The 21,712-nt window shown below is 38.9% G+C and carries 16 protein-coding genes and 1 tRNA gene; 3 read left to right on the top strand and 14 right to left on the bottom strand.

Translation table 11 applies throughout. The annotated features are described in order from the left end of the window. Positions 1–81: 81 nt before the first annotated feature. A complete protein-coding gene (gene pyrE / locus FHG85_RS02635; RefSeq protein WP_173072741.1) occupies positions 82–708 on the bottom strand; it encodes an orotate phosphoribosyltransferase in 627 nt (208 codons plus the stop codon). Between pyrE and FHG85_RS02630 the strand changes: the two genes are divergently transcribed. Next, a complete protein-coding gene (locus FHG85_RS02630; protein WP_173072739.1) occupies positions 707–1,327 on the top strand; it encodes an NUDIX hydrolase in 621 nt (206 codons plus the stop codon). The genes pyrE and FHG85_RS02630 overlap by 2 nt on opposite strands. On the opposite strand, the gene FHG85_RS02625 is transcribed toward FHG85_RS02630, so the two are convergent. The 8 genes from FHG85_RS02625 to FHG85_RS02590 all read right to left on the bottom strand — a co-directional run bounded on the left by FHG85_RS02625 (position 1,324) and on the right by FHG85_RS02590 (position 10,452). Then, positions 1,324–2,736 (bottom strand): TlpA family protein disulfide reductase, encoded by a 1,413-nt coding sequence (locus FHG85_RS02625; protein WP_173072737.1) that lies wholly within the window; start codon positions 2,734–2,736, stop codon positions 1,324–1,326. The genes FHG85_RS02630 and FHG85_RS02625 overlap by 4 nt on opposite strands. A 4-nt stretch (positions 2,737–2,740) precedes the next feature. Beyond that, on the bottom strand, positions 2,741–3,211 hold the full coding sequence (coaD, locus tag FHG85_RS02620) for a pantetheine-phosphate adenylyltransferase (protein WP_173072735.1): 471 nt from the start codon (positions 3,209–3,211) through the stop codon (positions 2,741–2,743). Between the two features lie 116 nt (positions 3,212–3,327). Then, the gene (lon, locus tag FHG85_RS02615; RefSeq protein WP_173072732.1) at positions 3,328–5,784 is read right to left on the bottom strand and encodes an endopeptidase La; all 2,457 of its coding nucleotides are present in this window, start codon (positions 5,782–5,784) and stop codon (positions 3,328–3,330) included. A 126-nt stretch (positions 5,785–5,910) separates the two neighbouring features. Further along, the gene (locus tag FHG85_RS02610) at positions 5,911–7,101 is read right to left on the bottom strand and encodes a GlmU family protein (RefSeq protein ID WP_173072730.1); all 1,191 of its coding nucleotides are present in this window, start codon (positions 7,099–7,101) and stop codon (positions 5,911–5,913) included. Between the two features lie 103 nt (positions 7,102–7,204). Further along, positions 7,205–7,465, bottom strand: a complete 261-nt coding sequence (locus FHG85_RS02605) for a type B 50S ribosomal protein L31 (protein WP_173072728.1) — start codon at positions 7,463–7,465, stop codon at positions 7,205–7,207. Positions 7,466–7,574: 109 nt separating this feature from the next. Continuing rightward, on the bottom strand, positions 7,575–8,330 hold the full coding sequence (locus FHG85_RS02600) for a Bax inhibitor-1/YccA family protein (protein ID WP_173072726.1): 756 nt from the start codon (positions 8,328–8,330) through the stop codon (positions 7,575–7,577). Between the two features lie 61 nt (positions 8,331–8,391). After that, a complete protein-coding gene (locus FHG85_RS02595; RefSeq protein WP_173072724.1) occupies positions 8,392–9,051 on the bottom strand; it encodes a DNA alkylation repair protein in 660 nt (219 codons plus the stop codon). A gap of 93 nt (positions 9,052–9,144) precedes the next feature. Further along, the gene (locus FHG85_RS02590; RefSeq protein ID WP_173072722.1) at positions 9,145–10,452 is read right to left on the bottom strand and encodes an oligosaccharide flippase family protein; all 1,308 of its coding nucleotides are present in this window, start codon (positions 10,450–10,452) and stop codon (positions 9,145–9,147) included. Between the two features lie 119 nt (positions 10,453–10,571). Here FHG85_RS02590 and FHG85_RS02585 point away from each other — a divergent pair. Both FHG85_RS02585 and FHG85_RS02580 read left to right on the top strand, forming a co-directional pair. Then, a tRNA-His gene (locus tag FHG85_RS02585) sits at positions 10,572–10,647 on the top strand. Positions 10,648–11,114: 467 nt separating this feature from the next. Beyond that, the gene (locus FHG85_RS02580) at positions 11,115–11,300 is read left to right on the top strand and encodes a hypothetical protein (protein ID WP_173072720.1); all 186 of its coding nucleotides are present in this window, start codon (positions 11,115–11,117) and stop codon (positions 11,298–11,300) included. A gap of 1,175 nt (positions 11,301–12,475) precedes the next feature. Here FHG85_RS02580 and FHG85_RS02575 read toward each other — a convergent pair. The 5 genes from FHG85_RS02575 to FHG85_RS02555 all read right to left on the bottom strand — a co-directional run bounded on the left by FHG85_RS02575 (position 12,476) and on the right by FHG85_RS02555 (position 21,646). Then, entirely contained in the window at positions 12,476–15,517 is a 3,042-nt protein-coding gene (locus tag FHG85_RS02575) for an efflux RND transporter permease subunit (RefSeq protein WP_173072718.1), read from the bottom strand. 1 nt (position 15,518) lies between these two features. Further along, positions 15,519–18,674 (bottom strand): efflux RND transporter permease subunit, encoded by a 3,156-nt coding sequence (locus FHG85_RS02570; protein WP_173072716.1) that lies wholly within the window; start codon positions 18,672–18,674, stop codon positions 15,519–15,521. A 22-nt stretch (positions 18,675–18,696) separates the two neighbouring features. Then, entirely contained in the window at positions 18,697–19,779 is a 1,083-nt protein-coding gene (locus FHG85_RS02565; protein ID WP_173072714.1) for an efflux RND transporter periplasmic adaptor subunit, read from the bottom strand. Positions 19,780–19,941: 162 nt separating this feature from the next. After that, positions 19,942–20,484, bottom strand: a complete 543-nt coding sequence (locus tag FHG85_RS02560; RefSeq protein ID WP_173072712.1) for a hypothetical protein — start codon at positions 20,482–20,484, stop codon at positions 19,942–19,944. Positions 20,485–20,587: 103 nt separating this feature from the next. After that, positions 20,588–21,646, bottom strand: a complete 1,059-nt coding sequence (locus FHG85_RS02555) for a BF3164 family lipoprotein (RefSeq protein WP_173072710.1) — start codon at positions 21,644–21,646, stop codon at positions 20,588–20,590. Between the last annotated feature and the right edge of the window lie 66 nt (positions 21,647–21,712).

The raw sequence follows: 21,712 nt of genomic DNA, 5'->3' as shown, positions 1-21,712 counted from the left end.
GTCCGTTGGGTGGGCCTGTTTTTGTTCTAGTAATTCGTATTATCCAATTGAATACCTGTCTTTACTCAATTCCATCAGCTTTTATTTTCCCCACTCTTCGGGGTTGGTTCGCCATGATTTAAGGAGTTCGATATCCTGGGAACCGATAACGCCCTTACTTAAGGCTGCGTCAATTAGCAATGAGTAGTTTGAAAGTGTCTCATAATCAACATTAGCATCTGCAAAAGCGTTTTTAGCCTTATCGAACTGGTAAGTAAAAATTGCAAGGAGTCCTAATACATCGCAACCTGCATTTCGTAGCGCTTCAACTGCAGCTAGGCTGCTCATGCCAGTAGAAATCAAATCTTCAATAACCACAACTTTTTGGCCAGGTGTAAAATGACCCTCAATTTGATTTGTTAAACCATGCGACTTAGGTACAGAGCGCACATAAATAAAAGGGAGGTCAAGCCTGTCGGCAACTAACATCCCATGCGCAATGGCACCAGTTGCCACTCCAGCAATCACCTCTGCCTGAGGATACTTTTCCTTAATAAGACTGACAAAACCATCGCATATTACATTTCGAACATCAGGGTATGAGAGTGTTTTCCTATTATCGCAATAAATAGGTGATTTCCATCCCGAAGCCCAAGTAAATGGATTTGCAGGATTAAGCTTTATTGCGTTAATTTGTAAAAGTTTATCCGCTATAATATTGCTATCCATGGTATCAGATATTGAAATTTATTTTAATAATCGGAAATTTATTATTACTCAAAACATTAAAAATGCATTTTTATCAAACAAACCTGGACTTATTTGGGGCAACACGCCCTTTTTAGACATTCCAAAGTTAATCCATTTTTTCCAAACCCATTCCGAGATTCCTAACCTTTTTGCAGGAACTAGCAATGTTAACAACACTTTTAACGAGCTGTTAAGAAATTTCGATAAAATTGATGCTGCCGGTGGCGTTGTAACAAACCATAGAAACGAAGTGCTCCTTATAAAGCGATTTGGACGATGGGACTTACCTAAAGGTAAGGTTGAACCTAACGAGGCAATTGAAACTGCTGCAGTTAGAGAGGTTGTTGAAGAAACTGGAATTAGCAACTTAACAATAGAAAAGCCTTTAACCGTTACTCATCACACCTACATGCTAAATGGGCAGCTGGTAATAAAGTCTACACATTGGTTTGCCATGCGTTCAAACTGGAATAACGCCTTAACTCCTCAGACCGAAGAAGGCATTGAGCAGGTGAAATGGGTTAAACGCTCCGACCTTTGGGTTTACCTTTCCGACAGCTATGCAAGCTTGATGTCGGTTCTGAAGGCTCTTGATTAAAGTTCTCCTCTACTCCTTAACAGCTGGAAGAAACGTCGTTCAAATCCTTCCTCGGGTGATGGTGCTGGCGACATAATCATCTTTCTATCTGGCCCAATTAAAAAGTAGGTAGGATAAACCCTGATGTCAAAATCTCTTAAAACTTCAGGTTTATTACCAAAGTGTAAAAAGGTCCAATGGTAATTAGTATTATCAAGAAAAACTTTTAAATCGTTTATATCCTTATCGGCCGAAATGGTTACTACCTCCAAATGCTTCTTATATTGCTTGCATATTTTCTCGAGCTGAACAAATTCTTTCAAACAAGTATAGCTGGTTGTGGTGCAAAAATTTAAGTAAACGTATTTACCTTTGAATTTATCAAGTGATACATCTCTTCCCTTTACATCTTTTAAAGTGAATGGAGCAGGAACAAATCCTGGTAAAAGCTTGGTAATTCGATTCCTAATGTTTTCTGCAATGACAACATGCTCAGGAATTTTTGTTGAACGATATAGCGAATCGAGTATAGTAAGAAGTGCAGAGCGTGAAAAGTTATCGCTAAAAAACTCGTCGTGAAGCGATTTCAGAATGACCATCTCCATTAAAGTATCGTTACTTAGCACTTCATCGGTAGCTAAGGTTTTTCTCAATCGGGTTAAACTTTTATATCGAGATATATCATCAAAAATGGCATTCCCTCTTGAAGTCCTAGAGAAAAATAGGAAATACTTGTCGTACACAAGATTAAAAAGCTCCATATAAGCAGGATTCCTGTAAAGAATAGGACGGTTTAGAAAAAGTTCGTTAGAAGTTGCAGTCGACTTTTTAATGAAAGTTATCTGCTTTAACAGACCATATCGATATTCTCTATATGCCTCAAAAAATGGGTTTCCAGAATTGGAAAACTTGGATTCAATCTTGCTAATCAGCGAATCTATATTATGCTGTCGTCCCCTATAAGCATCCTGAACAATTTGGTCGAAGTCCTGATTAAATCTTAAGTCAAAAGCATTTATCAAAAAATTTATATCATCTTTTCCAATGTTTTTAATACCAACCTGCAAGTCCGATTCTCTAAAATAGGGATTCAACCTCTGCTCTTCGGTCTTATCCTCGCGTGGGGGAAGCACCAGCTCGTAGCTTTTTCCTGGCTCAGCAAAAAAGTAAATTCTATAAACACCAAGGTGGCTAAAAACAAAATCGGTTTCAAGTACTTTTAGTTTAGCAGAAAAGTGCCCTTCCTTATCAACTTTACAACGGCCAATCTCATATTCAGTTTCAGTAATATAATCGGAATAGGCATAAAAAATTATCTCTACCCCCTTGTACTCAGGGGCTGTTCCAAAAACCGTAGCTCCCTGCGAAAATGCTTTGCCAAAGCCAAATAAAAAGGCTAGTCCAAGAAAAAGATTTTTAACTTTAACCATATCCCTATAGATAATCCTTAATGTTTATTGAACTAGGAATAAACCCCGAAGGGTCTCCATTGTGCAAAAGAATATCACGAATAATTGTAGAGTTTATAGGCGTATGCTGGGGTGCTGTAAGTAAAAACACCGTCTCAATATTGGGATGCATCTGCTTATTAACCTGAGCAATGGCGCGCTCAAATTCAAAATCGGCAGATGTCCTTAACCCACGTAAAATGTATTGTACACCAAGCCTATTGCATAAATCAACGGTTAACCCTTCGTAGCTAATAACCTCAACTCGTGGTTCATTAGCAAAAACTTTTTCAATCATTGCAATTCGCTTATCGATGCTAAAAAATGCTTTTTTATTCGAATTATATCCAATAGCCACTATCACCTTATCGAATAGCGAAAGCGAGCGGTAAACAATTGATTCATGACCAACAGTTATTGGGTCAAATGAACCCGGGAATATGGCAACTCTACTCATAACTCCTTATTAAGCAATTTTCATACAATAATAGGTAAAATTGATGAGTAAAAACCTTAAAAAACAAAAAAAGACCCTATAAAGGGTCTTCCTAAACGTTATAATGGTATAATACATTACTCGATAGCCATAGGATTTTCAACCTTCTCATTAAGAAGTGCAAAATCCAGCACCTCCTTAATGGTGTTCACATAATGGAATTTAAGGCCTTTAATATATACAGCATCAATTTCCGAAACATCCTTGCGGTTTTCGGCGGACAAAATAATATCGGTAATATTTGCACGCTTTGCAGCTAGAATTTTTTCCTTTATACCGCCAACTGGCAGCACCTTACCCCGAAGGGTTATTTCACCAGTCATGGCTATATTAGCCCTAACCTTTCGTTGAGTAAAGGCTGAAGCGAGTGAAGTAACCATGGTTATACCAGCTGATGGCCCATCCTTAGGAATTGCTCCTTCGGGTACATGAATGTGAACATTCCACTTTTCAAAAACTTCGGGTTTAATGTTTAAATAGTCTGCATGCGATTTAATATACTCAAGAGCGAGCACTGCAGACTCCTTCATCACATCACCCAGGTTTCCAGTAAGGGTTAAATTACCCTTTCCTTTACTTAAACTTGTTTCCACAAACAGGATTTCTCCACCAACCTCAGTCCAAGCCAAACCAGTAACCACACCTGCTAAATCATTACCCTGATACAGTTCCTTGGTATAACGCGGAACACCAAGTATCTTTTCAATGTCTTTCGCGGTAAGCTTGGGATTATACTTTTCGTCCGAGGCAATCTTACGTGCAGCGTACCTAACAAGCTTTGCTATTTTTTGGTTAAGGTTACGCACGCCGCTTTCCCGGGTATACTCCTGAATAACTTTTGTTAATACTTTATCGGTTAACACAAGGGCATCATTGTTTAGCCCATGCTCCTTAAGCTGATTTGGCAAAAGATGACGCTTAGCAATTTCAACCTTCTCTTCTAAGCTATAACCACTCACCTCAATCATTTCCATACGGTCACGAAGAGCTGGGTTAATGGTTGAAACGTTATTGGCAGTGGTTATGAACAGCACTTTCGACAAGTCGTATTCAACTTCTACAAAGTTGTCGTGAAAGGCATTATTCTGCTCAGGGTCAAGCACCTCAAGCAGAGCTGAGGCTGGGTCGCCGTGGAAATCTTTCCCCACCTTATCAATCTCATCAAGAATGATAACAGGATTCGACGATTTTACTTTTTTCAGATTCTGAATTATCCTACCAGGCATAGCTCCGATATAGGTTTTTCGGTGGCCACGTATCTCGGCCTCGTCGTGCATACCTCCTAACGATATTCTAGCGTACTTGCGGCCTAAAGCGCGAGCTATTGATTTACCTAACGATGTTTTCCCTACACCTGGAGGGCCGTATAAACATAGTATAGGAGCCTTTAGGTCGCCTTTTAGCTTAAGAACGGCAAGGTGTTCCAAAATACGTTCCTTCACCTGAACTAACCCAAAATGGTCCTCATCTAGAATTTGCTTTGCGTGCTCAAGGTCAAAGTTGTCTTTTGTATACTCATTCCAAGGCAAATCGAGTAGCAGCTGAACGTAATTAAGCTGAACGGAATACTCGCCTGCCATTGGATTCATACGTGTAAGCTTATTAACCTCCTTTTCAAAATGCTCGGCAACCTCTTTACTCCATTTTTTACTCTTTGCACGTTCTTTTAACTCATTTATCTCTTGCTCAATAGGATTGCCACCCAGCTCATCCTGAATGGTTTTCATCTGTTGTTGCAAGAAGTATTCCCTTTGCTGCTGGTCTAAATCATGCTTAACCTTATTCTGTATATCGTGCTTGAGCTCAATCATCTGAAGCTCACGCGAAAGAATCTTCAACAGCTGTTCAGCACGCTTTTTGATGTCGGCTTCTTCAAGCAATTTCTGCTTTTCATCGGTCTTAATATCGCTGTTTGCCCCGATGAAGTTAACAAGCATTTTAGGGTTGTCAATGTTTTTTATAGCAAACGATGCCTCTTTGGGCAAGTTAGGCGATAACTGAATAATACGGATTGTAATATCTCTTATGGCTTCAGCTACCGCAAGAAACTCTTTATCGTCGGGTTCCGGTGTTAGCTCAGATAGCTCATTTACCCTGGCTAGGAAAAATGGATCCTCACTAATAAATTCCTCTACAGTAAAACGCGATAATCCCTGAAGAATAACCGATGAATTGCCATCGGGTAGCTCAAGAACCTTAATAACCTGAGCAATAGTGCCAATCTTAAAAAGGTCCTGTATACCTGGATCCTCAACACGGGCATCCATTTGCGATAAAACACCTATTATTTTCTTTTGAGGGGGCAAGCTTGCAATTAGGTTTAGCGATTTTTCGCGTCCTACCGTTATAGGCATAAGAACACCAGGAAAAAGAACGGTGTTTCGTAATGCCATTATTGGTAATGCATCTGGTATATCTGACTTTTTGACTTCGGGGACCTCTCCTTCTGCCAAAATGGGGATAAAGTTTACTTCCGAGTCGTTTGCATCGTTCATAAGTTGATCAAAAAAGGATGTTCCTATCTTCTTCTTCATATTAATGCCTCTCTTTTTAAATGACAATATGACACATAAGGGGCCAGTTTCACCCGGATATATATATTGTCAATCCTTATGCCAAAAATTTTTTGGCTTTTTAATTATGATTTTGGGTTAAAGCAACTAAAAAGTTCTAAACTCTGCAGTTAATTCAAAAACCTTACTAAGAATATCTTTATCGATGTCAGTTAATGAAAGCTCACGACGAGACATCATGATTTGGGCAGTCTCAAACGCTTTTTCTATTTTATAAACCGAGAATCCCGCAGCGCCACCCCACGAAAAGCTTGGAATAAAATTTCGTGGGAAACCATCTCCAAATATATTTGAGCTAACACCTACAACTGTTCCGGTGTTGAACATGGTATTTATTCCACACTTAGAATGATCGCCCATTATAAGACCACAAAACTGAAGTCCTGTATTCACAAAACCTTTTTTTCGGTAACTCCAAAGCTTAACGGGAGCATAGTTATTCTTTAGATTAGAGTTATTTGTATCTGCACCCAGGTTACACCACTCACCTATGACTGAATTTCCGATAAAACCATCGTGGGCTTTATTTGAGTAGGCAAAGAATACACTATTGTTAACCTCGCCGCCCACCTTACAATGAAGTCCAATAGTAGTTGGCCCATATATCTTTGCACCCATCTTAAGGGTTGAATGCTCACATAGTGCGAATGGTCCTCGAACAATAGCACCTTCCATTACCTCTGCATCGCTACCAATATAGATGGGACCCGTTTCGGCATTCAGAATGGCACATTCCACCTTTGCTCCTTCCTCAACAAAAACGTTACTGGGATAAATAATTCTATTGGTGCTGGAAAGCGGTGCCGATTTGCGGCCATTAGTTAAAAGTTCAAAATCGCGTTTAATTGCCTCGCCATTATTTCTGAAAATATCCCATGGATATTTAATTTCTAAAATTTCACCAGGGTATTCAACAGCAGTTCCAAACGATTTAATATCTGGAATGTTGTCAATAGAACTTGGAAGCACAACGGCTATTAATGTATCGCCCTTAACCAGGGGCTGATTTGGCTGCAAGTTGTCAATACTTTTAATCAATTCTTTATCAGGACAAACACCACCATTTATAAGGGTTACAGGCTCGCCTTTAGGGGCGTTAGGATACTTAGGTTGCAAATACTCTTGTGTGATATAACTACAAGAAACGCCCATTAACTTTTCCCATTTCTCAGCAATAGTAAGAATCCCAACACGTATCTGAGCAACTGGCCTGGTAAAGGTAAGAGGTAATAAGTCGATATACCTCTGATCATCGAAAAGAACAATGGTATTTGTCATGCTAATTGATTTTAGTCTAACAAAGTTATCAAAAAGATAAAGGTAATAAAACAAAAAAAGCTCTTTCAACGAAGAGCCTTTTTTGTGCTATGTAGGAGTAGAATTACTTCTTTTTCTCCATGTGTTTTTTGTAACGGTTCATGAACTTATCCACACGACCTGCAGTGTCAACCAGCTTAACTTTACCGGTGTAGAAAGGGTGTGAAGTGTTCGAAATTTCCACCTTAACCAAAGGATATTCAACACCATCAATTGTAATGGTATCCTTGGTATTCACAGCCGACTTGGTGATAAATACATGCTCATTTGACATGTCCTTGAAAGCCACCAGACGGTAATTCTCCGGATGTATTCCCTTTTTCATTGTATTATTAATTTGTTTACCTCTAACTTCAGTTTAATGGGCTGCAAAGTTATCAACTTATATTTAAATATCAAACTCTTGCATTAAAAAAAGATTCACCTCCTGCAATTTAATCCCTACTGCTTAGCTTGGCTAACAAACGGAGAATTTCAATATAAAGCCAGATTAAGGTAACCATTAATCCGAAAGCACCATACCATTCCATGTATTTGGGCGCACCTGCAGCTGAAGAACGGTATATAAAATCAAGATCGATAATTATATTAAGTGCAGCTACGCCTACAACAATTAAACTAAAAATTATACCGAACGTTCCACTACCATGGATAAAACCCAAGTTTACTCCAAAGAATCCCAGGATAAATGAGACAAAGTAGGTTAATGCAATGGCACCAGTTGCGGCGAAAAGCATCACCTTAAACTTGCCAGTAGCTCTTATTGTGCCACTACGATACGCCAAGAGCATTAGGAAAAAGATTGCAAAAGTTAGCCCAACCGCTTGCATAATTATCCCTGCTCCATAAGTTGAAGCAAAAAAGGCAGAAATGCCGCCGAGGAAAACCCCCTCAAGTAAAGCGTAAACAGGAGCAGTGTAGGGTGAGGTTTTGGGTGCAAAAATCACCACCAACGAGGTTATAAAACCACCTATACCGCCAACCATCATCCAAGGAACAACCGATGCGGGATTTACGCTTTCAAAAAAAATACCCCAGGTGTACGAGGCGCCAAGAATTACTATAGCCAACATTAATATCGCCTTATTGAGCGTACCCTGAAGGGTCATAACATTAGAGCCAGAAGCATATCCAACCCTACTAAATACCTTGCTGGAAAGCGCCGGGTTCGATGATTTTGTTAGGTTCATATCAATACATTTTTAAAATTCGGGAAAAATCACACAAATGGCATGCCGAAGAAAAAAAAGGCTAATCTGTCAGTTCAAAAAGTAGCTCATTGGCTACCCAAGCCGAAAGCTCATTTTCGGCTTCGGTCATTCGGGTGGCAGCTTCGGCCACTTTTTTGGCCAAATCTGCACTTCGTTTTGAGATTTCACGTAGAGCAAACTGGGCTGCAGTTTGTGTTAAATCGTTAAGCTCTTCTGCCATATTTTCTATTATGCCAATATAAGGTTCAAGCAAGCTTTCCTTAATCCTAGGGTCGGATGCTTTTCGTGCAATTATTAGGAGACCTGCCTTACGCATTAAATCATTATCACTAAGACACCACTCAATGCTGCGAGCAAGGACATACTCCGATTTCCAGAAAAGGTTGCCACACACCTGCTCAACAATTTCGGGGTTGGTAAACTCGGCGGCCCACTCATCCATCAGCTCCCCTGTTAGCTTTGCCGGGTCTGCAATTAGACTGGCAAGAATCTTACACTCACGAATATCTTCACGGAAAAGCTCCATGGCCAATTCATGGTCACCTTGGTAGGTTTTCGCCAGCTCTTTTAGCTCGGGTATGGGAACCCCGTAATTCACCTTATAAACAATCCCTGCAAGACGCATGTTGTCGGCCACCTCACCATTAGCCCTATGCAGGATGAGCGACTTAATTTCCAGCACTTTCTCAAGAGTAGTCATAGCCCCATAGATTTTATGCAAATTTATATCGAAAATGTTCAGAATCCAACTTTACAAAGCGATTAAGGCTATTAGTCCGTTACCAATGAAGTTTCAGAACAAAAGCCAGGACAAAAGGAATGCCGCTATCAGAATAAAGGAATAGGGAACAATTACATCAAACGGGACATAGGCTGAGGCAGGTATTTTTAGCCTAACCCTGTTGTAAATTATCAAAAGAATTTTTTCTATCAGATAAACCACTACTGTTGCCAAAGCCACACCATAAATACCATACCTGTTTATAAGTAATAGGCTAAGGCCAATATTTAGCAACATTTCAATTATAGAGATAGTGAGTACTGCTCCGTTCTTGCGAAGCCCCTGGGCAATTGTTTGGGGCATTAACACTCGGCTCACCACAATCAAGCTGTAAATCATAAATACACCAGCACTATCCTTAAATGCATCGCCAAAAATAAAGCCAAACAGTAACTTGCTCGACAAAACCGCCAGTATTGAAATTGGAAACAAGATGTGAGACAAGCGCCTGCTCTCGACCTTTATCGTATTGAGTATTTTGGGAAGATGATCGCCTCTTCCAAAATTGGCAAGCATCGAATTGCTTAACGAAACGGTTAAAATGGTATAAAGGGGAATTTCACGGGCACCAAAACGGTATATGGCAAACGTAGATGAATCGTAATAGTGCCCAATTATTAGCTGGTCGATATATAAACCCGATGTGCTAACCAGGAATTTTAAAGAAAGAGGAATCCCATCGTGCAGATACTCCTTAATAAACATGCAGCTGAAATCGATGGTTGAGTTTCGGAATACAACCACAAGCATCCAAACAAAGCGAAGTGCGGATATCAATATAAGGCCTAAAACCGAGCACTCAACCCCTAAGGAAAGCAGAACTGGCAAAAGAACAAATAGCACCTGAAGCCCATAGGTAATAAAACCATAGGTAAGCATCAACATATTTTTACCTTTCAGCAAGTACACATACTCCGTAAGTGTAGATGGAGTGCTCAATGCAATATATAAAACCATCAGGTAAAAGGGCAGGTTGCCATTAAGATTAGCAAAATCGGTAAGCGCTCCTCTAAAAACAATGGCCATCAAACATGCAACAAAGGTTAATGCTAAAACAACAACCAACGCGTTAAACAACCTGTTATCGGTTTTATCATCCCCAACCTGATAGGAATAAAGAGGTAGTAATGCCTGTATTAATCCAGTAATCCAAAATGTAGTGAGCAATCCGCTGATAAAAAGAATAGCCTCGTAGCTACCGATCTCCTCCTTACTGAACCCTAAACGTGCCATCCCCACACCAATGGCAAACATGGCAATAAAACGAATAACCTGAAAGGCTTGTAAGGCTCTTGTAGAGTTTTTAAAATATTGCAACATTTAGCGGGAATATATTTGCGAAGGTATTAAAATACGCGATATACAGCAAGGGAAAATATCTTTGAGGAAGATTTTTGCAATTGTAAAAAAAGTTTTATCTTTGCATCCGCAATTGAAATGGTGGATGTAGCTCAGCTGGTTAGAGCACCAGATTGTGGATCTGGGGGTCGTGGGTTCAAGTCCCATCTTCCACCCAAAGCCCGGCCAAAAGCCGGGTTTTTTGTTTTTAGGCAAAGTGACTTCCTGCAAAAGTTCGCATTAATCTGCTCACATCATTCTTTCTTCAATAAACCACAACTCTTAAGTCTTTACATTTATTGGATTTCTTCCTATGAGCAATACTCAACTCACAATTTTATTATACAAGCCTTTTTGAGTTAAACTCACTTGCGTTTATGTTATAAAACATATTTTTCCGCTTGACTTTTTGTTAGGGGGGGGTAGTTTTGTCTTACATCTATGTTTAACCACATAAAAACATTAAGCAACATGAAAAGGAAATTTTTGCTACATTCGGGCCTAGCCCACCAGGTGGGGGCTGTAAACCTGGAGGCACAACTGGGACGAAAGTGTGTAACTTATAACACTTTGAAACAAACATTTTTAATAGCTCTTCAGAAAAAAGGTTGCTAAAAAGTTCAAAAGGTGCGTGGAACTGTGCTATGGAAGTATTAGACGTTGCCGCTTTTTCTGAATTAATATCGGCTGTAGGTTCATCTGCAGCAATTCAAGCCTCAAAGGCTGTAATTATCAAAGCTGCGGGTAAAATAGCAAGCCGTTATGCTGGTTGGATTGGCGCTGCCATTATTGTGGCAGATTTCACAGAATGCATGATAACAGGTGATTAAAACACAAAAAATATGTGGGATAAAATCATGTTATACGGAGTCAGTTTGGTAGTTGTAATAGCAATTGTAGGTTTGTTATATATTATTATAAAAAAACCAAATGACGAAATTAAAATAAAAACTCGAACACTACTTATTGCTATTATAACGATAGGGCTTCTTTTGATTAGCTCTTATTTAAGCAAGATTTAATTAACTCCAGTAGGGGCTATCTAAAAAAGGATAGCCTCTTTTATTTCGCGATGTCTGCTAGTAAATGATTAGTAAAAAATAAAGTAAACTTACAAGTTGCTTGTTTCTTGTTTCATATTTTACTCAATACCAAACATTTCAATCTATTTTAAGGAAGGGGAATAGTATGGTTATTCTGTAAAACGTTAGTTATGCCTTTCAGCTAATTTTACAACAGCGCCCTTTAAAATATCTTAATTAGCTAAATATATGCAAAATAGCAGACAAATTCTACCTTTTTATTATTGAGCTGATTTTTCCCTAAGTTTCTATGGTTTCTTTTACTCGCTTTTGTTAACAACCACAACAATTCCACAATTAATACTTCCATCCATATCCTTATTAACTTGAGCAGAATATAAATAGATTCAGGGAAAATTTCCTAAAACAAAGTAAGTTTTCCACTAAAACATATTGTTATAAAACACATTTTACCTCTTAGTTTTTGTTATGGGGAGGGATTAACTATGTCTTACATCTATGTTTAACCATATAACAACATTAAGACACAGGAAAAGAAAAATTTAACTACATTTGTTTCTAGCCCACAAGGTGTGGGCGGCACAACCGGAGGCACAACCGAGGCGAAAGAGTGTATGTCATTTTTATTAATAGATGAGTTTGTTATGAAAAAAATCTCATTATTTGTTTCAATCATTGGTTCAGTCGCATTAATTTTAAACCAGGAACCAACTAAAGCTAAAGGGGTGAAGAAATTAGCGTACCAGTGGAGATCGTCGCTATGTTTGTAGATGTAAACATGGAGGTTTCTATGGTGAGAATATGATAAGTTTAAGGGCGCTTTCCAAGTATTATTATTGTGTTTTTTGGAAAAGGAATAACTTATCTAATATTACATTATTTAAGGATTTGCAATAGGCTGATGCATAAAATTGCCAATACTTAAGATTGAAGATGCATACTGTTAATAGAACCATTAAGTACTACCCCATTTTGTTTTTATTAATACTAAAAATCCCAAACAGTAATTTATAAAGTAAAGGTACAATAAATAGGCTGACCATTGTACCTAAAAACATACCGCCCATTATTGTAATAGCCATTGGTTGTTGAAGCTCTGAACCGATATCCGTGCCAAAAAGTATTGGCAACATGGCCAGAATGGTGGTTGCGCTGGTCATTACTATGGCCTTAACCCTTCTAATACCTGCCTTTTCAATGGCCTCGTCAATTCCCATTCCATTCTTGAGAAGCCTGTTGATGGTATCGATTTTAAGAATGGAATCGTTAATTACAATACCCCCCATAACAACCAGCCCTATCAAGCTCATTAAATTAATAGAACCCCCGAATAACCATAATGCCAGAAGAGCAAGTGAGAAATCGATAGGGAGTTCAATGAGAACCACCAAGGGTTGCCAGGCCGACTCGAATTGTGCTGCTAGAATAAAGTACAGCAGCATCACCGATACAAGCAACACTACTAGAAGTTCAGCCATTGTATTCCTCGATTTAAAATACTCGCCTTCAACTCCCAGCGTATAGGTATCGCTTGCAGATTTTGAACTTTTTAATTTTTCAACTACATTTTCCGCGTTATCATCAGTGGTATTTATGTATAGTGGGACATACACTCCCGTCCCGTCTGCTTTTATGGTACGGGGCGCTTTGATGAATTGTACATCAATCAGCTCTTTTATAGGGACTTGAATTCCCTGGCTGTTTCTTATCCGGGTTTGGTCTATTAGCTCGGTTAGTTTTTTTACTTTATTACCATAGGATATCGGTAGGGTCTGTTGCTCAAAATTTAGCTGTGAAAGCTGCATGGTACCTAGCTCCATGCTTACCGCATTAATTACCGATTCTAAGTCAACCTGGTAAAGCAATAAGCGCTCTGGAATTATCCGAAGGGCTATCTGTTCAGTTGAGTCTGATGAGGTGATGCTCATCTGTGATTCATTTAACTCCAATAGCATCGCTTTCATTTTTTGGATTGTCTCTTTTGAAATGCTGCCGGTATTCTTTCCTGGATAGAACTTGGCTATTAGGGTGTAACCCGAATTGGGAAAAATGCGGTCGAATGCAGTTTCGGGGTAGGTGAAACTAACCCTGGCATTACTTGCCATCTGTTTTACTAAGAGCTGAATGGCGTTTGTTGTTTGGTCGATATTTATACCCTTTTTTAGCTCGATGTAAAGGATTGTTTCACCCTCCTCTTGCTCGAAGCCTTTTATTAGTAAAAATTGCTGCCGACCTACGTAAGCAGCGATTTGCCTTGCAAATGGTTTTAAATTTGACTCAAGCTTGAGCATGTTTTTAAGGTTTTCGTCAAAGCTTACATTGTTACCCCAGGTTATCCTGGCCATTAACTCATTATGCGATAGCGATGGGATTTGTTGCTTATCCATTCCCTTAAAGATGATAGGTAGCCCTAGCACAAGAGCAAATGAAAGGGATAGAATCAAACCCTTATGCCTTTCAACAAAGAAGTGCCCGCGGAGGAATGGTTGTTTTAGGTTAACAATTGGTCTTGCGGATTCGATTTTTTTAAATTGATGTAAGTTGAAATATAGGGTTGGCATTAACGTGATTGAAACCCAAAACGACACGATAAGTCCGATTGAAACGGCAACGGCCTGGTCGTAAAACATTTCACCGGCAATACCACTAAGGAAGATAAGCGGTAGAAAAACCGAGCATGTTGTTAGCATTGAGGAGAGCAAAGGTGTTACCACCTCGTTGGTACCTTTTACAACTGCCTCTTCAAACGGTATGTTTTGCTTTTGCCATTGGTTGATATTGTCTATTACAACAATTGAGTTATCAATCATCATACCCACCCCGAGAATTAGTCCGGCCAATGAGATGATGTTAACCGATAAACCGAGAATATGAAAAAAGAACATGGAAATTACCAGCGAAACGGGAATGGTTACTGCCATTAATAATGGGCTACGGTAGCTTCCCATAAAAAGGAACATAACCCCAATGGCAAGTATTAACCCTAAAATCAAAGAGTTTCGTAAGTTGCCAATCGATAGGTTAAGTATATAGGATTGGTCGTTGGTTATGCTAAACTCCAGTTCAGGATAATCGGTCCTAAACTGGTCAAGTAAATTAATTACACTTTGTTTTAGTTCCGATACTTTTCCATTTGAGGTTTTAAGTATGGCAAGGTTAACTCCAGGTTTTCCATTAAGCAGGAAAGTTCCTTGTTGTGTTCGGGGGAGCGTTTCGATTGTGACCAGTTCGTTCAGATTGAAAACCCTGCCCGAAACGCTTAGTAGAACGTTTCCAATGTCTTCGGGTTTGACAATACTCGACTCAAAGGTAACGTCAAAAACCATTTGCCCTTGTTTAAATCTGATACTTCCCAGGTCGTACATTGCATTGTTAAGGGCTTCGGCTATTTCGGCATAGGAAATTCCGAGCGCATCAAGTTTGGCCTGATTGGGGGTAATCCTTATTTCGGGTTGAATAAAACCTGATGCATCGGCAAAGGCAACCTCGGGTAGCTGTTCGAGGCGCTTTTGTAGGACAAAACGGGTGAGCTGACTAAGCTCTAACAACTGTTTGGCTTTAGCAGCTGTGTCTTTGTAAGTTATATTCACATTGAAAACCGGAAGGTCCGATAAGCTGGCTCTGATTACTCTTGGCCTGCTAACTTCACGCGGAATGGTCGACATGGCCAGGTCAACCTTCTCGTTTACGTCGAAGAATATTCTTTCCCCATTGGTCCCGTATTTGAATCGCAAGGATATTACAGCTTCGTTATCGCGAGTTTCGCTTTCCAACGATTCGAGGTTGCCTACTTGTTGCAACTGGAATCTTAATGGTGCTGTAACCGATTGTTCTATCTCCTTAGCCAACTTGCCAGGATAATCTGCTTTAACGGTTACCTCTGGTGCGTCGATATCGGGTAAAAGAGAAACAGGAATAAAAAAAACAGAGTAGATGCCCAGCAGTAGCATTGCAAGGTAAACCATTATTACAGCGATTGGTCGGTTTATGAGGTAGCGTACCATATTAATGTTGTTTTCTATTTTGTTTTAACACGCCTGGTAGAGCAGGCAGAAAAATCAGAATTACAGGAATGCTGAAAATCAGCCCGCCTATTGTTCCAAGGGCTAATGAGTACCAAAATGGTTCTTCCCCAAATATCACAAAAGGTAGAAGTCCCAGAACGGTCGATAAAATGGTTAATAGGATAGGGGTTAACTTGTATCTTAATGCCTTAAAATAGTTTCGTAAGGGAGCTTCAGCATTTTTGTTCAGATGGTTCATCTCGTTTAAAATGTATATGGCAGAGTTCACAACAAGTCCACCAAGTAGAAGAAACGAAGCTATTGTACCTTGGTCGAATGGAAGTTCGAATATCCAATAGGTAAGGAAAACCCCGGCAAAAGATAGTGGGATTATTGAAATTACGGTAAGAGGTTGAACCAACGACTCAAATAGTGCAGCCGAAATAATGAAAATCAGAAGCAGCATTAGAAAGATGAGGTAGTAGCTCCATAAATCCTTTTCGGTACTCCAATTAACATATGGTGCCTTGGCCAAAAATCCCTGGGGGAGAACCGAATTTATTTTTTCTATTTGCTTTTTAAGCGTCTTTTCAATCAATTTGTCGGGACCAATTAAGTTATAGGCTAGCGTTATGATATACTGCTGATCTTCCCTGTATATGTTATCTCTAACAAAGCGAGTATGAAATGTTGAAACATCTCCTACTCTTACTCCTGAAGAATCTAAATTCATTACCAGCTGGTTTATTTCAAAATCGCTAAGCAATTCTATATCGGAAGAAATTTCCATCCTTTTTACATGGTTTTCAATGGGTATCCAACCATGCCATGCGTTGGATTTTGTGTAGTTTGAAAGTTTGCTAAAAATTGATTGCGGATTAATGTTACGCGATAGCAGTTTTTCGGTATCAAAATTTGAATAATGTTTTAATTCATCAGTAAAAAGCCATCTTTCGCCTCCGGTAATCCATACCTTGTTTACCCTGGGGTTTTTGGCAATGCTATCGGCAAATTGTAAAGCCCAAGACATGAGTGCTTTATGGCTGTATCCCTTAAGCGTAATTATTGAATTGGCGAAATTTGTTGAGGTGCTGTTGGAAAAGCCTAAACCTACTCCATAGATGTAAAAATCGGCTGCTGCTTGAGTTATCGATAAACGCTCCAGGTATGCTTTTAGCTCATAGGGCAGGGGAGTGCTCTCCGCCTGCTTGTCAAAATAAATTGTTAGAGTGCCTCTACTCCTGTTTACATTGGTTACCAGATTTTCAACCCCTTCAAAAGAGAGTATGTGCGATTCGAAAATTTTGGCAACCTCATCGGCTTGTTGAAGAGTTGCGCCATCGGGCATCTTGAACACCACATTAAGTTTTGTTCTTTCGGGAATACTCCACGAATGATTCGCCCAGGAGCTGTTGTAGAATAGCCTCAGTGTACCCCCAAGAATCTTATCTGTAATGGGTTTTATCTCGTACTGGTAGGTGTTACTGCCTATAGTCTTGTTATAAAGATTAGCCCAAAAACTTTCACTCTCGATTTTGATTGGAAGCAAAAATGTTGGTATGCCTATTATTAGTACTCCTAACACTATTCCCCACCGTTTATTCTTGCTTGCAAATAGCGAAAACGATTTATAGCCAGTTGCTATTTTTACCCACGTTCGAAGATGAGCGTATTTTGGCTTTTTGTTTTCTGTTCCGGTTGTCTTTTTGTGTAATGCCGGAATAAGGAACAGAGCGACAAGCAGTGAAATTACTAAATTAATTATTATAACCCAGGCAAAGTCAACCAGGTTTGTGGCCTGCTCGCTCTGCATGAAAAATATCGATGCCAATGCGGCAATGGTGGTGAGGGTTGCTGCTAAAAGCGACGTGAAGATTTTCATATTACCCTTAGCCCTTAAATGGTCTAAGGTCACAAGGGTGTTATCAATGATGAGTCCTAATGAAAGGGTAAAGCCCGAAAGCGAGAAAAGATGAATCTCTATTTTTAGGAGAAAGTATAAGAATGCGGCTAGCAATATGTTTACCGTTAATGCGAAACCGACAACCCATAGATATCGGAAACTGCGATATGTCAAAAGCACAAAAAGCAGTAGAATGCCTAGCGAAGTTGCAGTCCGAATTAAATTTTTATTTAAATCGCTACGCAGCTGGTCGGTTGCATCGTAAGTTTTTCCGAAGTGGATACCTGGCAGCTCCTCTTTTTTTTGCTTTATCGTTTCGAAAATCTTATCGGCCAGTACAATTTGGTTAGCACTTGGAGTTGATGAAATGATAAGATACACCGCAGGCTGCCCATTTATTCTAAAGGCTACATCGGCATCCCTTTGCCTTTGACCAATGCGTGCGATTTGTCCTAAATGAATTAGTCGTCCGTTAACCATGCAGATAGGGATGCTGCCAAGGTTTTCTCGGTTTAAGCCTGGCCCTGTAATTGAAACTTCGTGGCTTGAATAATTATTGAGGCTGGTTTCTCCCACACCCTCCCACAGGGTATAGGGTTTAAGTGCTTTAGCTACAGCTGATGGGCTAATTCCGAACTGCTCCATGGCAGCGTGATTAAGCCATATCTGCCAATCCAACTCCGTTGCTCCTTGTATATTTGCTTCCGCAACACCATCTATACCAATGATTGAGGGTATCAGGTTGTTGGTGGCCAGCTGTTTAATTTGCCAGCTTGGCAAATTGCCCGAAAGGGTATATACCAGTAACCTTTTTTTGTAGCTTTCCGATTCGCTTACTTCTGAAACCTCGGGATAGCTTATGTTATGGGGTAGTTTGGGGTATATTTCTCTAATCGATGCAACTATTTTTGCTCTAATATTCTCGATGTCGTAGTTCTTGGCAATTTCAATATCAATCTCACCCCAACCCTCACCCGATGTCGATTTAATGCTTTTTACCCCCTCAATCAGCGAGATGGACGATTCGATTCGCGATGTGGCAAGCATCTCAACCAATTCGGGTTTGGCACCATACATGTAAAAGTTTATGAAGAGTTGCTCCCCCGTTTGCGAAGGGTAAAGTTTGAGCGAAAGCCTGGGTGCTACAACTGCGCCAAGCAGGGCAAACAGAATGAATATAAGGATAACCGGGTATGGCCTGAACCCAAACGGCATTAAACTCGAATTGCCAGAGATTCTTTTGGATGTTCTCATTACAAAAAATTGGAAGAATCTGCTATTCCGATATTAGCTCCTTTACCCATGCCTCATGCCCAATGGTTGCATTGCCTTTTACTATTACCTTTTCGCCGGGCTTAAGGCCATCGGTAATTACAACCTCGGTAATATTACGCGGACCTACCTCAACATACTTCCAAATGGCAAGAGAATCGGACATGACAAATACCACATCGCGGTTTTGCCGCTGGGTTAATGCTTCAATTGGAATAACCAGTGCGTTGGGAATGGCTTTACGTATGCATAGCTTTACATTCATGCCCGGTATTAAATGCTGAGTCTTTGGGAGAGATGCTACAACGCTTACCATTCCGGTTTTATCAACTATGCGGTTAACCTCAGCTATATGGCCAATAACTTTTATTCCTGACGAAGAAAGAGGCGAAACCTGAACCTCGGTTCCGACCTGTGCCCATTCCAACTCTGTTTCCATTATGCCAAAGCGCACCCTTAACGATGACTCATCTATTATCCTGCAAACCTTGTTGTAAATCGATGTGGGATTATTTGGTTGTACCTCAAAATCAACAATCCGGCCATTTATAGGCGATTTAATAATCGTTTTCGATAGGTGTAGCTGTGCCTCTTTAAGTTCTAGCCTGGCATCGTACAACCCGCTGCGTATACAGGCTGTTTGTTTAACCTGTGGAGATATATTGGCCGTATCACCCGATGAGTTATAGCCCAAAAGAATATCGGCCATTTCTACCTTAGCCCTTTCAAGCATGCCTTCGGCCTTTTGCAGGGCCAGCCTTTGTTGGCTATCGTCGAGCCTGACAAGTATATCTCCTCTCTTAACTTCTTGTCCGTTGCGGATAAGTACCTCCTTAACAATCCCGGGTTGCTCAAAGTTAAGAGTTGCTGCCTGACCTGCTTCAACCTTACCATTACACCATAGCTCATTGTAAAATGTTTTTACCTCTGCCTTAGCTGTTGTTACGTAAACGGGTATGGCCTTTGCTCCGCCACCTTCGGTTTTGTTATTTTCACTATTAATAGGAGTCCTGCACGACTGAAATGAAAACGTAATTGTGTAAATACAAAAAAAATAGCTGATCGCTTTTACTATAGTTTTTTTCATAAAATCAGGGTTAATTAAATTAAGCTAATTATATTTCAAATATAGTACAATTTTGGATATGCTATAGCAAAATTAAAGTTTCAATTAGAATAAGGGCGACAAGGGTGACCTTATCCTTTTTTAATAATGTCTAATATATCGGGGGTTAAAACAATGTACTATCTATTCAAAACTGTTACTTTTTATCATTTTCAAATATTTTTCTTTTAACTCTTTATAAATAAATGGGTCCCCTTGAATTCTAACAAACTGATTAGGGTCAATAAGGAAAACATTTAAGTCGGGTCTTAATTCACAGAGATTGTTTTCATTTATTATTCTTTTGTCGATAGCAACGATTCCAATTTCTGGGATTTGATCTGAAAAAATCCTTAAAAAATATGAAGGGGTATCGGTGATCACAACTAAAAGTGTCTGTATATTTAGTTTATTGTGATTGATAAAGTCAGCCCACTCAAATGTTTTGTGTGCACAGACATGACAATCACCCCAAATCGTAATTATTAATGTAGGTTTATTTAATGCTAATACTTCACTTGTTTTATGAAATGAAATAGTATCATTAGTTACTACTGATATGGAATCGGGCAGGATTAATTTTTTATTTAATAAGCTGGTATTGCATTCGTCTTTATTTGTGTTGATTCTACTACAAGAAAACAGAATTAGTACAAGTAAATGAAACAAAGTTTTAGTTGATTTCATATAGAAAAACTAATCGTTTTGTTCTTTAAAAAAACATTAATTGATACAAAAATTTGTTTTTATATAATCCTAAGCTGGAACATGTGAAACTAACGTTTTTACCTTACAAGTATTTTTTAAGGTTGTAGATGTACAACTTATTTTCTTCATCTGGTGTGAGAATATATAAAAGTCCGGATTCATCAATGTCCATGCTTAAGATTTGATGGTTAAGTTTAAGAATAACTTTTGGGTTTAGGTTAAGATCAAAAACTAACAGTTTCTGTGGCCAAACAAATTCATAACCGTCATTTTTATAATATATCTGATTATCACCAAGATATGGAGCAATTAGATTGGTTTCCCAAATCTTTAAATCACCAAACGCACGGTAATCCTGGTTTAAGCCATTGAGGCCGATAGATTCTGGCCGTTTATCCTTGTGTTTTTTCCCAAAAATCTCAAATGTTTTTTTACTATTAATATCAAACTTACAAATTCTATCTTTATTTAAATATGCACAAAAAATAGAATGATTTATAGAATCGTAAACAAGAAAGTTAAAATAAAATAATGATCGTATGGGTTCTTCTAAATCCCAATCCTCGAGTGGTTTCCCGCCCAGATTTGAAATATTAAAAGCAGAATCCCATAAAACAAATCTGTCATAACCTTTCGGGCCAGAGGCGTAGAACTTCCCGTCTGAAGATAAGGCAAAGGAAGAAAATAATTGGTAATACTCTTTGTAACTGATAGAGTAGTCTGAAAGAGTTGTCACCTTGCTAAAAATTAATTTTTTCAAATCTATTTTATAAAGTTTTTTTCCAGCTACGTCTGAAAGAAAAATAACATTTTTTTTGGTGTTGACATAGCTTAAATGTGGATTTAGAAACTCGTTAGGGCCTTTCCCAATCTCACCAAAAGTTTTAATAAGATGAAAATCTTTTTTGCTATATATTTTTAAAAATCCCGACACATCCTTAATGTCTAATATAAATAATAGTGTATCGGAAACCCGAATTGAATTAGGGAAAATCAAAATACTAGGCAATTGAACCACATTTGCCGTGGAGATTTCATTATATTCTGGAAAATCAGCAAAATCTGTTTCATGATTATTGCTTAAACAAGAATTTAAAATAAAACTGGTAGTGACAAACAGTGTGAAATATAATAAGCGCATGGTTAATAATAATTTTTAAGATAAAAACAAAATTTACAATATGCACTTTAAAGTGCATCATTTAAT

The organism is Tenuifilum thalassicum, assembly GCF_013265555.1.
Taxonomy (GTDB): Bacteria; Bacteroidota; Bacteroidia; order Bacteroidales; family Tenuifilaceae; genus Tenuifilum; species Tenuifilum thalassicum.
The sequence above is the reverse complement of the archived record's forward strand: the minus strand, read 5'-3'. Positions and strand labels throughout refer to the sequence as shown.

What these genes read in the sequence shown, in the direction of transcription:
- FHG85_RS02630 (WP_173072739.1), top strand. Translation starts at nt 707, where the DNA reads ATGGTATCAGATATTGAAATTTATTTTAATAATCGGAAATTTATTATT.
- pyrE (WP_173072741.1), bottom strand. Translation starts at nt 708, where the DNA reads ATGGATAGCAATATTATAGCGGATAAACTTTTACAAATTAACGCAATA.
- FHG85_RS02625 (WP_173072737.1), bottom strand. Translation starts at nt 2,736, where the DNA reads ATGGTTAAAGTTAAAAATCTTTTTCTTGGACTAGCCTTTTTATTTGGC.
- coaD (WP_173072735.1), bottom strand. Translation starts at nt 3,211, where the DNA reads ATGAGTAGAGTTGCCATATTCCCGGGTTCATTTGACCCAATAACTGTT.
- lon (WP_173072732.1), bottom strand. Translation starts at nt 5,784, where the DNA reads ATGAAGAAGAAGATAGGAACATCCTTTTTTGATCAACTTATGAACGAT.
- FHG85_RS02610 (WP_173072730.1), bottom strand. Translation starts at nt 7,101, where the DNA reads ATGACAAATACCATTGTTCTTTTCGATGATCAGAGGTATATCGACTTA.
- FHG85_RS02605 (WP_173072728.1), bottom strand. Translation starts at nt 7,465, where the DNA reads ATGAAAAAGGGAATACATCCGGAGAATTACCGTCTGGTGGCTTTCAAG.
- FHG85_RS02600 (WP_173072726.1), bottom strand. Translation starts at nt 8,330, where the DNA reads ATGAACCTAACAAAATCATCGAACCCGGCGCTTTCCAGCAAGGTATTT.
- FHG85_RS02595 (WP_173072724.1), bottom strand. Translation starts at nt 9,051, where the DNA reads ATGACTACTCTTGAGAAAGTGCTGGAAATTAAGTCGCTCATCCTGCAT.
- FHG85_RS02590 (WP_173072722.1), bottom strand. Translation starts at nt 10,452, where the DNA reads ATGTTGCAATATTTTAAAAACTCTACAAGAGCCTTACAAGCCTTTCAG.
- FHG85_RS02580 (WP_173072720.1), top strand. Translation starts at nt 11,115, where the DNA reads ATGGAAGTATTAGACGTTGCCGCTTTTTCTGAATTAATATCGGCTGTA.
- FHG85_RS02575 (WP_173072718.1), bottom strand. Translation starts at nt 15,517, where the DNA reads ATGGTACGCTACCTCATAAACCGACCAATCGCTGTAATAATGGTTTAC.
- FHG85_RS02570 (WP_173072716.1), bottom strand. Translation starts at nt 18,674, where the DNA reads ATGAGAACATCCAAAAGAATCTCTGGCAATTCGAGTTTAATGCCGTTT.
- FHG85_RS02565 (WP_173072714.1), bottom strand. Translation starts at nt 19,779, where the DNA reads ATGAAAAAAACTATAGTAAAAGCGATCAGCTATTTTTTTTGTATTTAC.
- FHG85_RS02560 (WP_173072712.1), bottom strand. Translation starts at nt 20,484, where the DNA reads ATGAAATCAACTAAAACTTTGTTTCATTTACTTGTACTAATTCTGTTT.
- FHG85_RS02555 (WP_173072710.1), bottom strand. Translation starts at nt 21,646, where the DNA reads ATGCGCTTATTATATTTCACACTGTTTGTCACTACCAGTTTTATTTTA.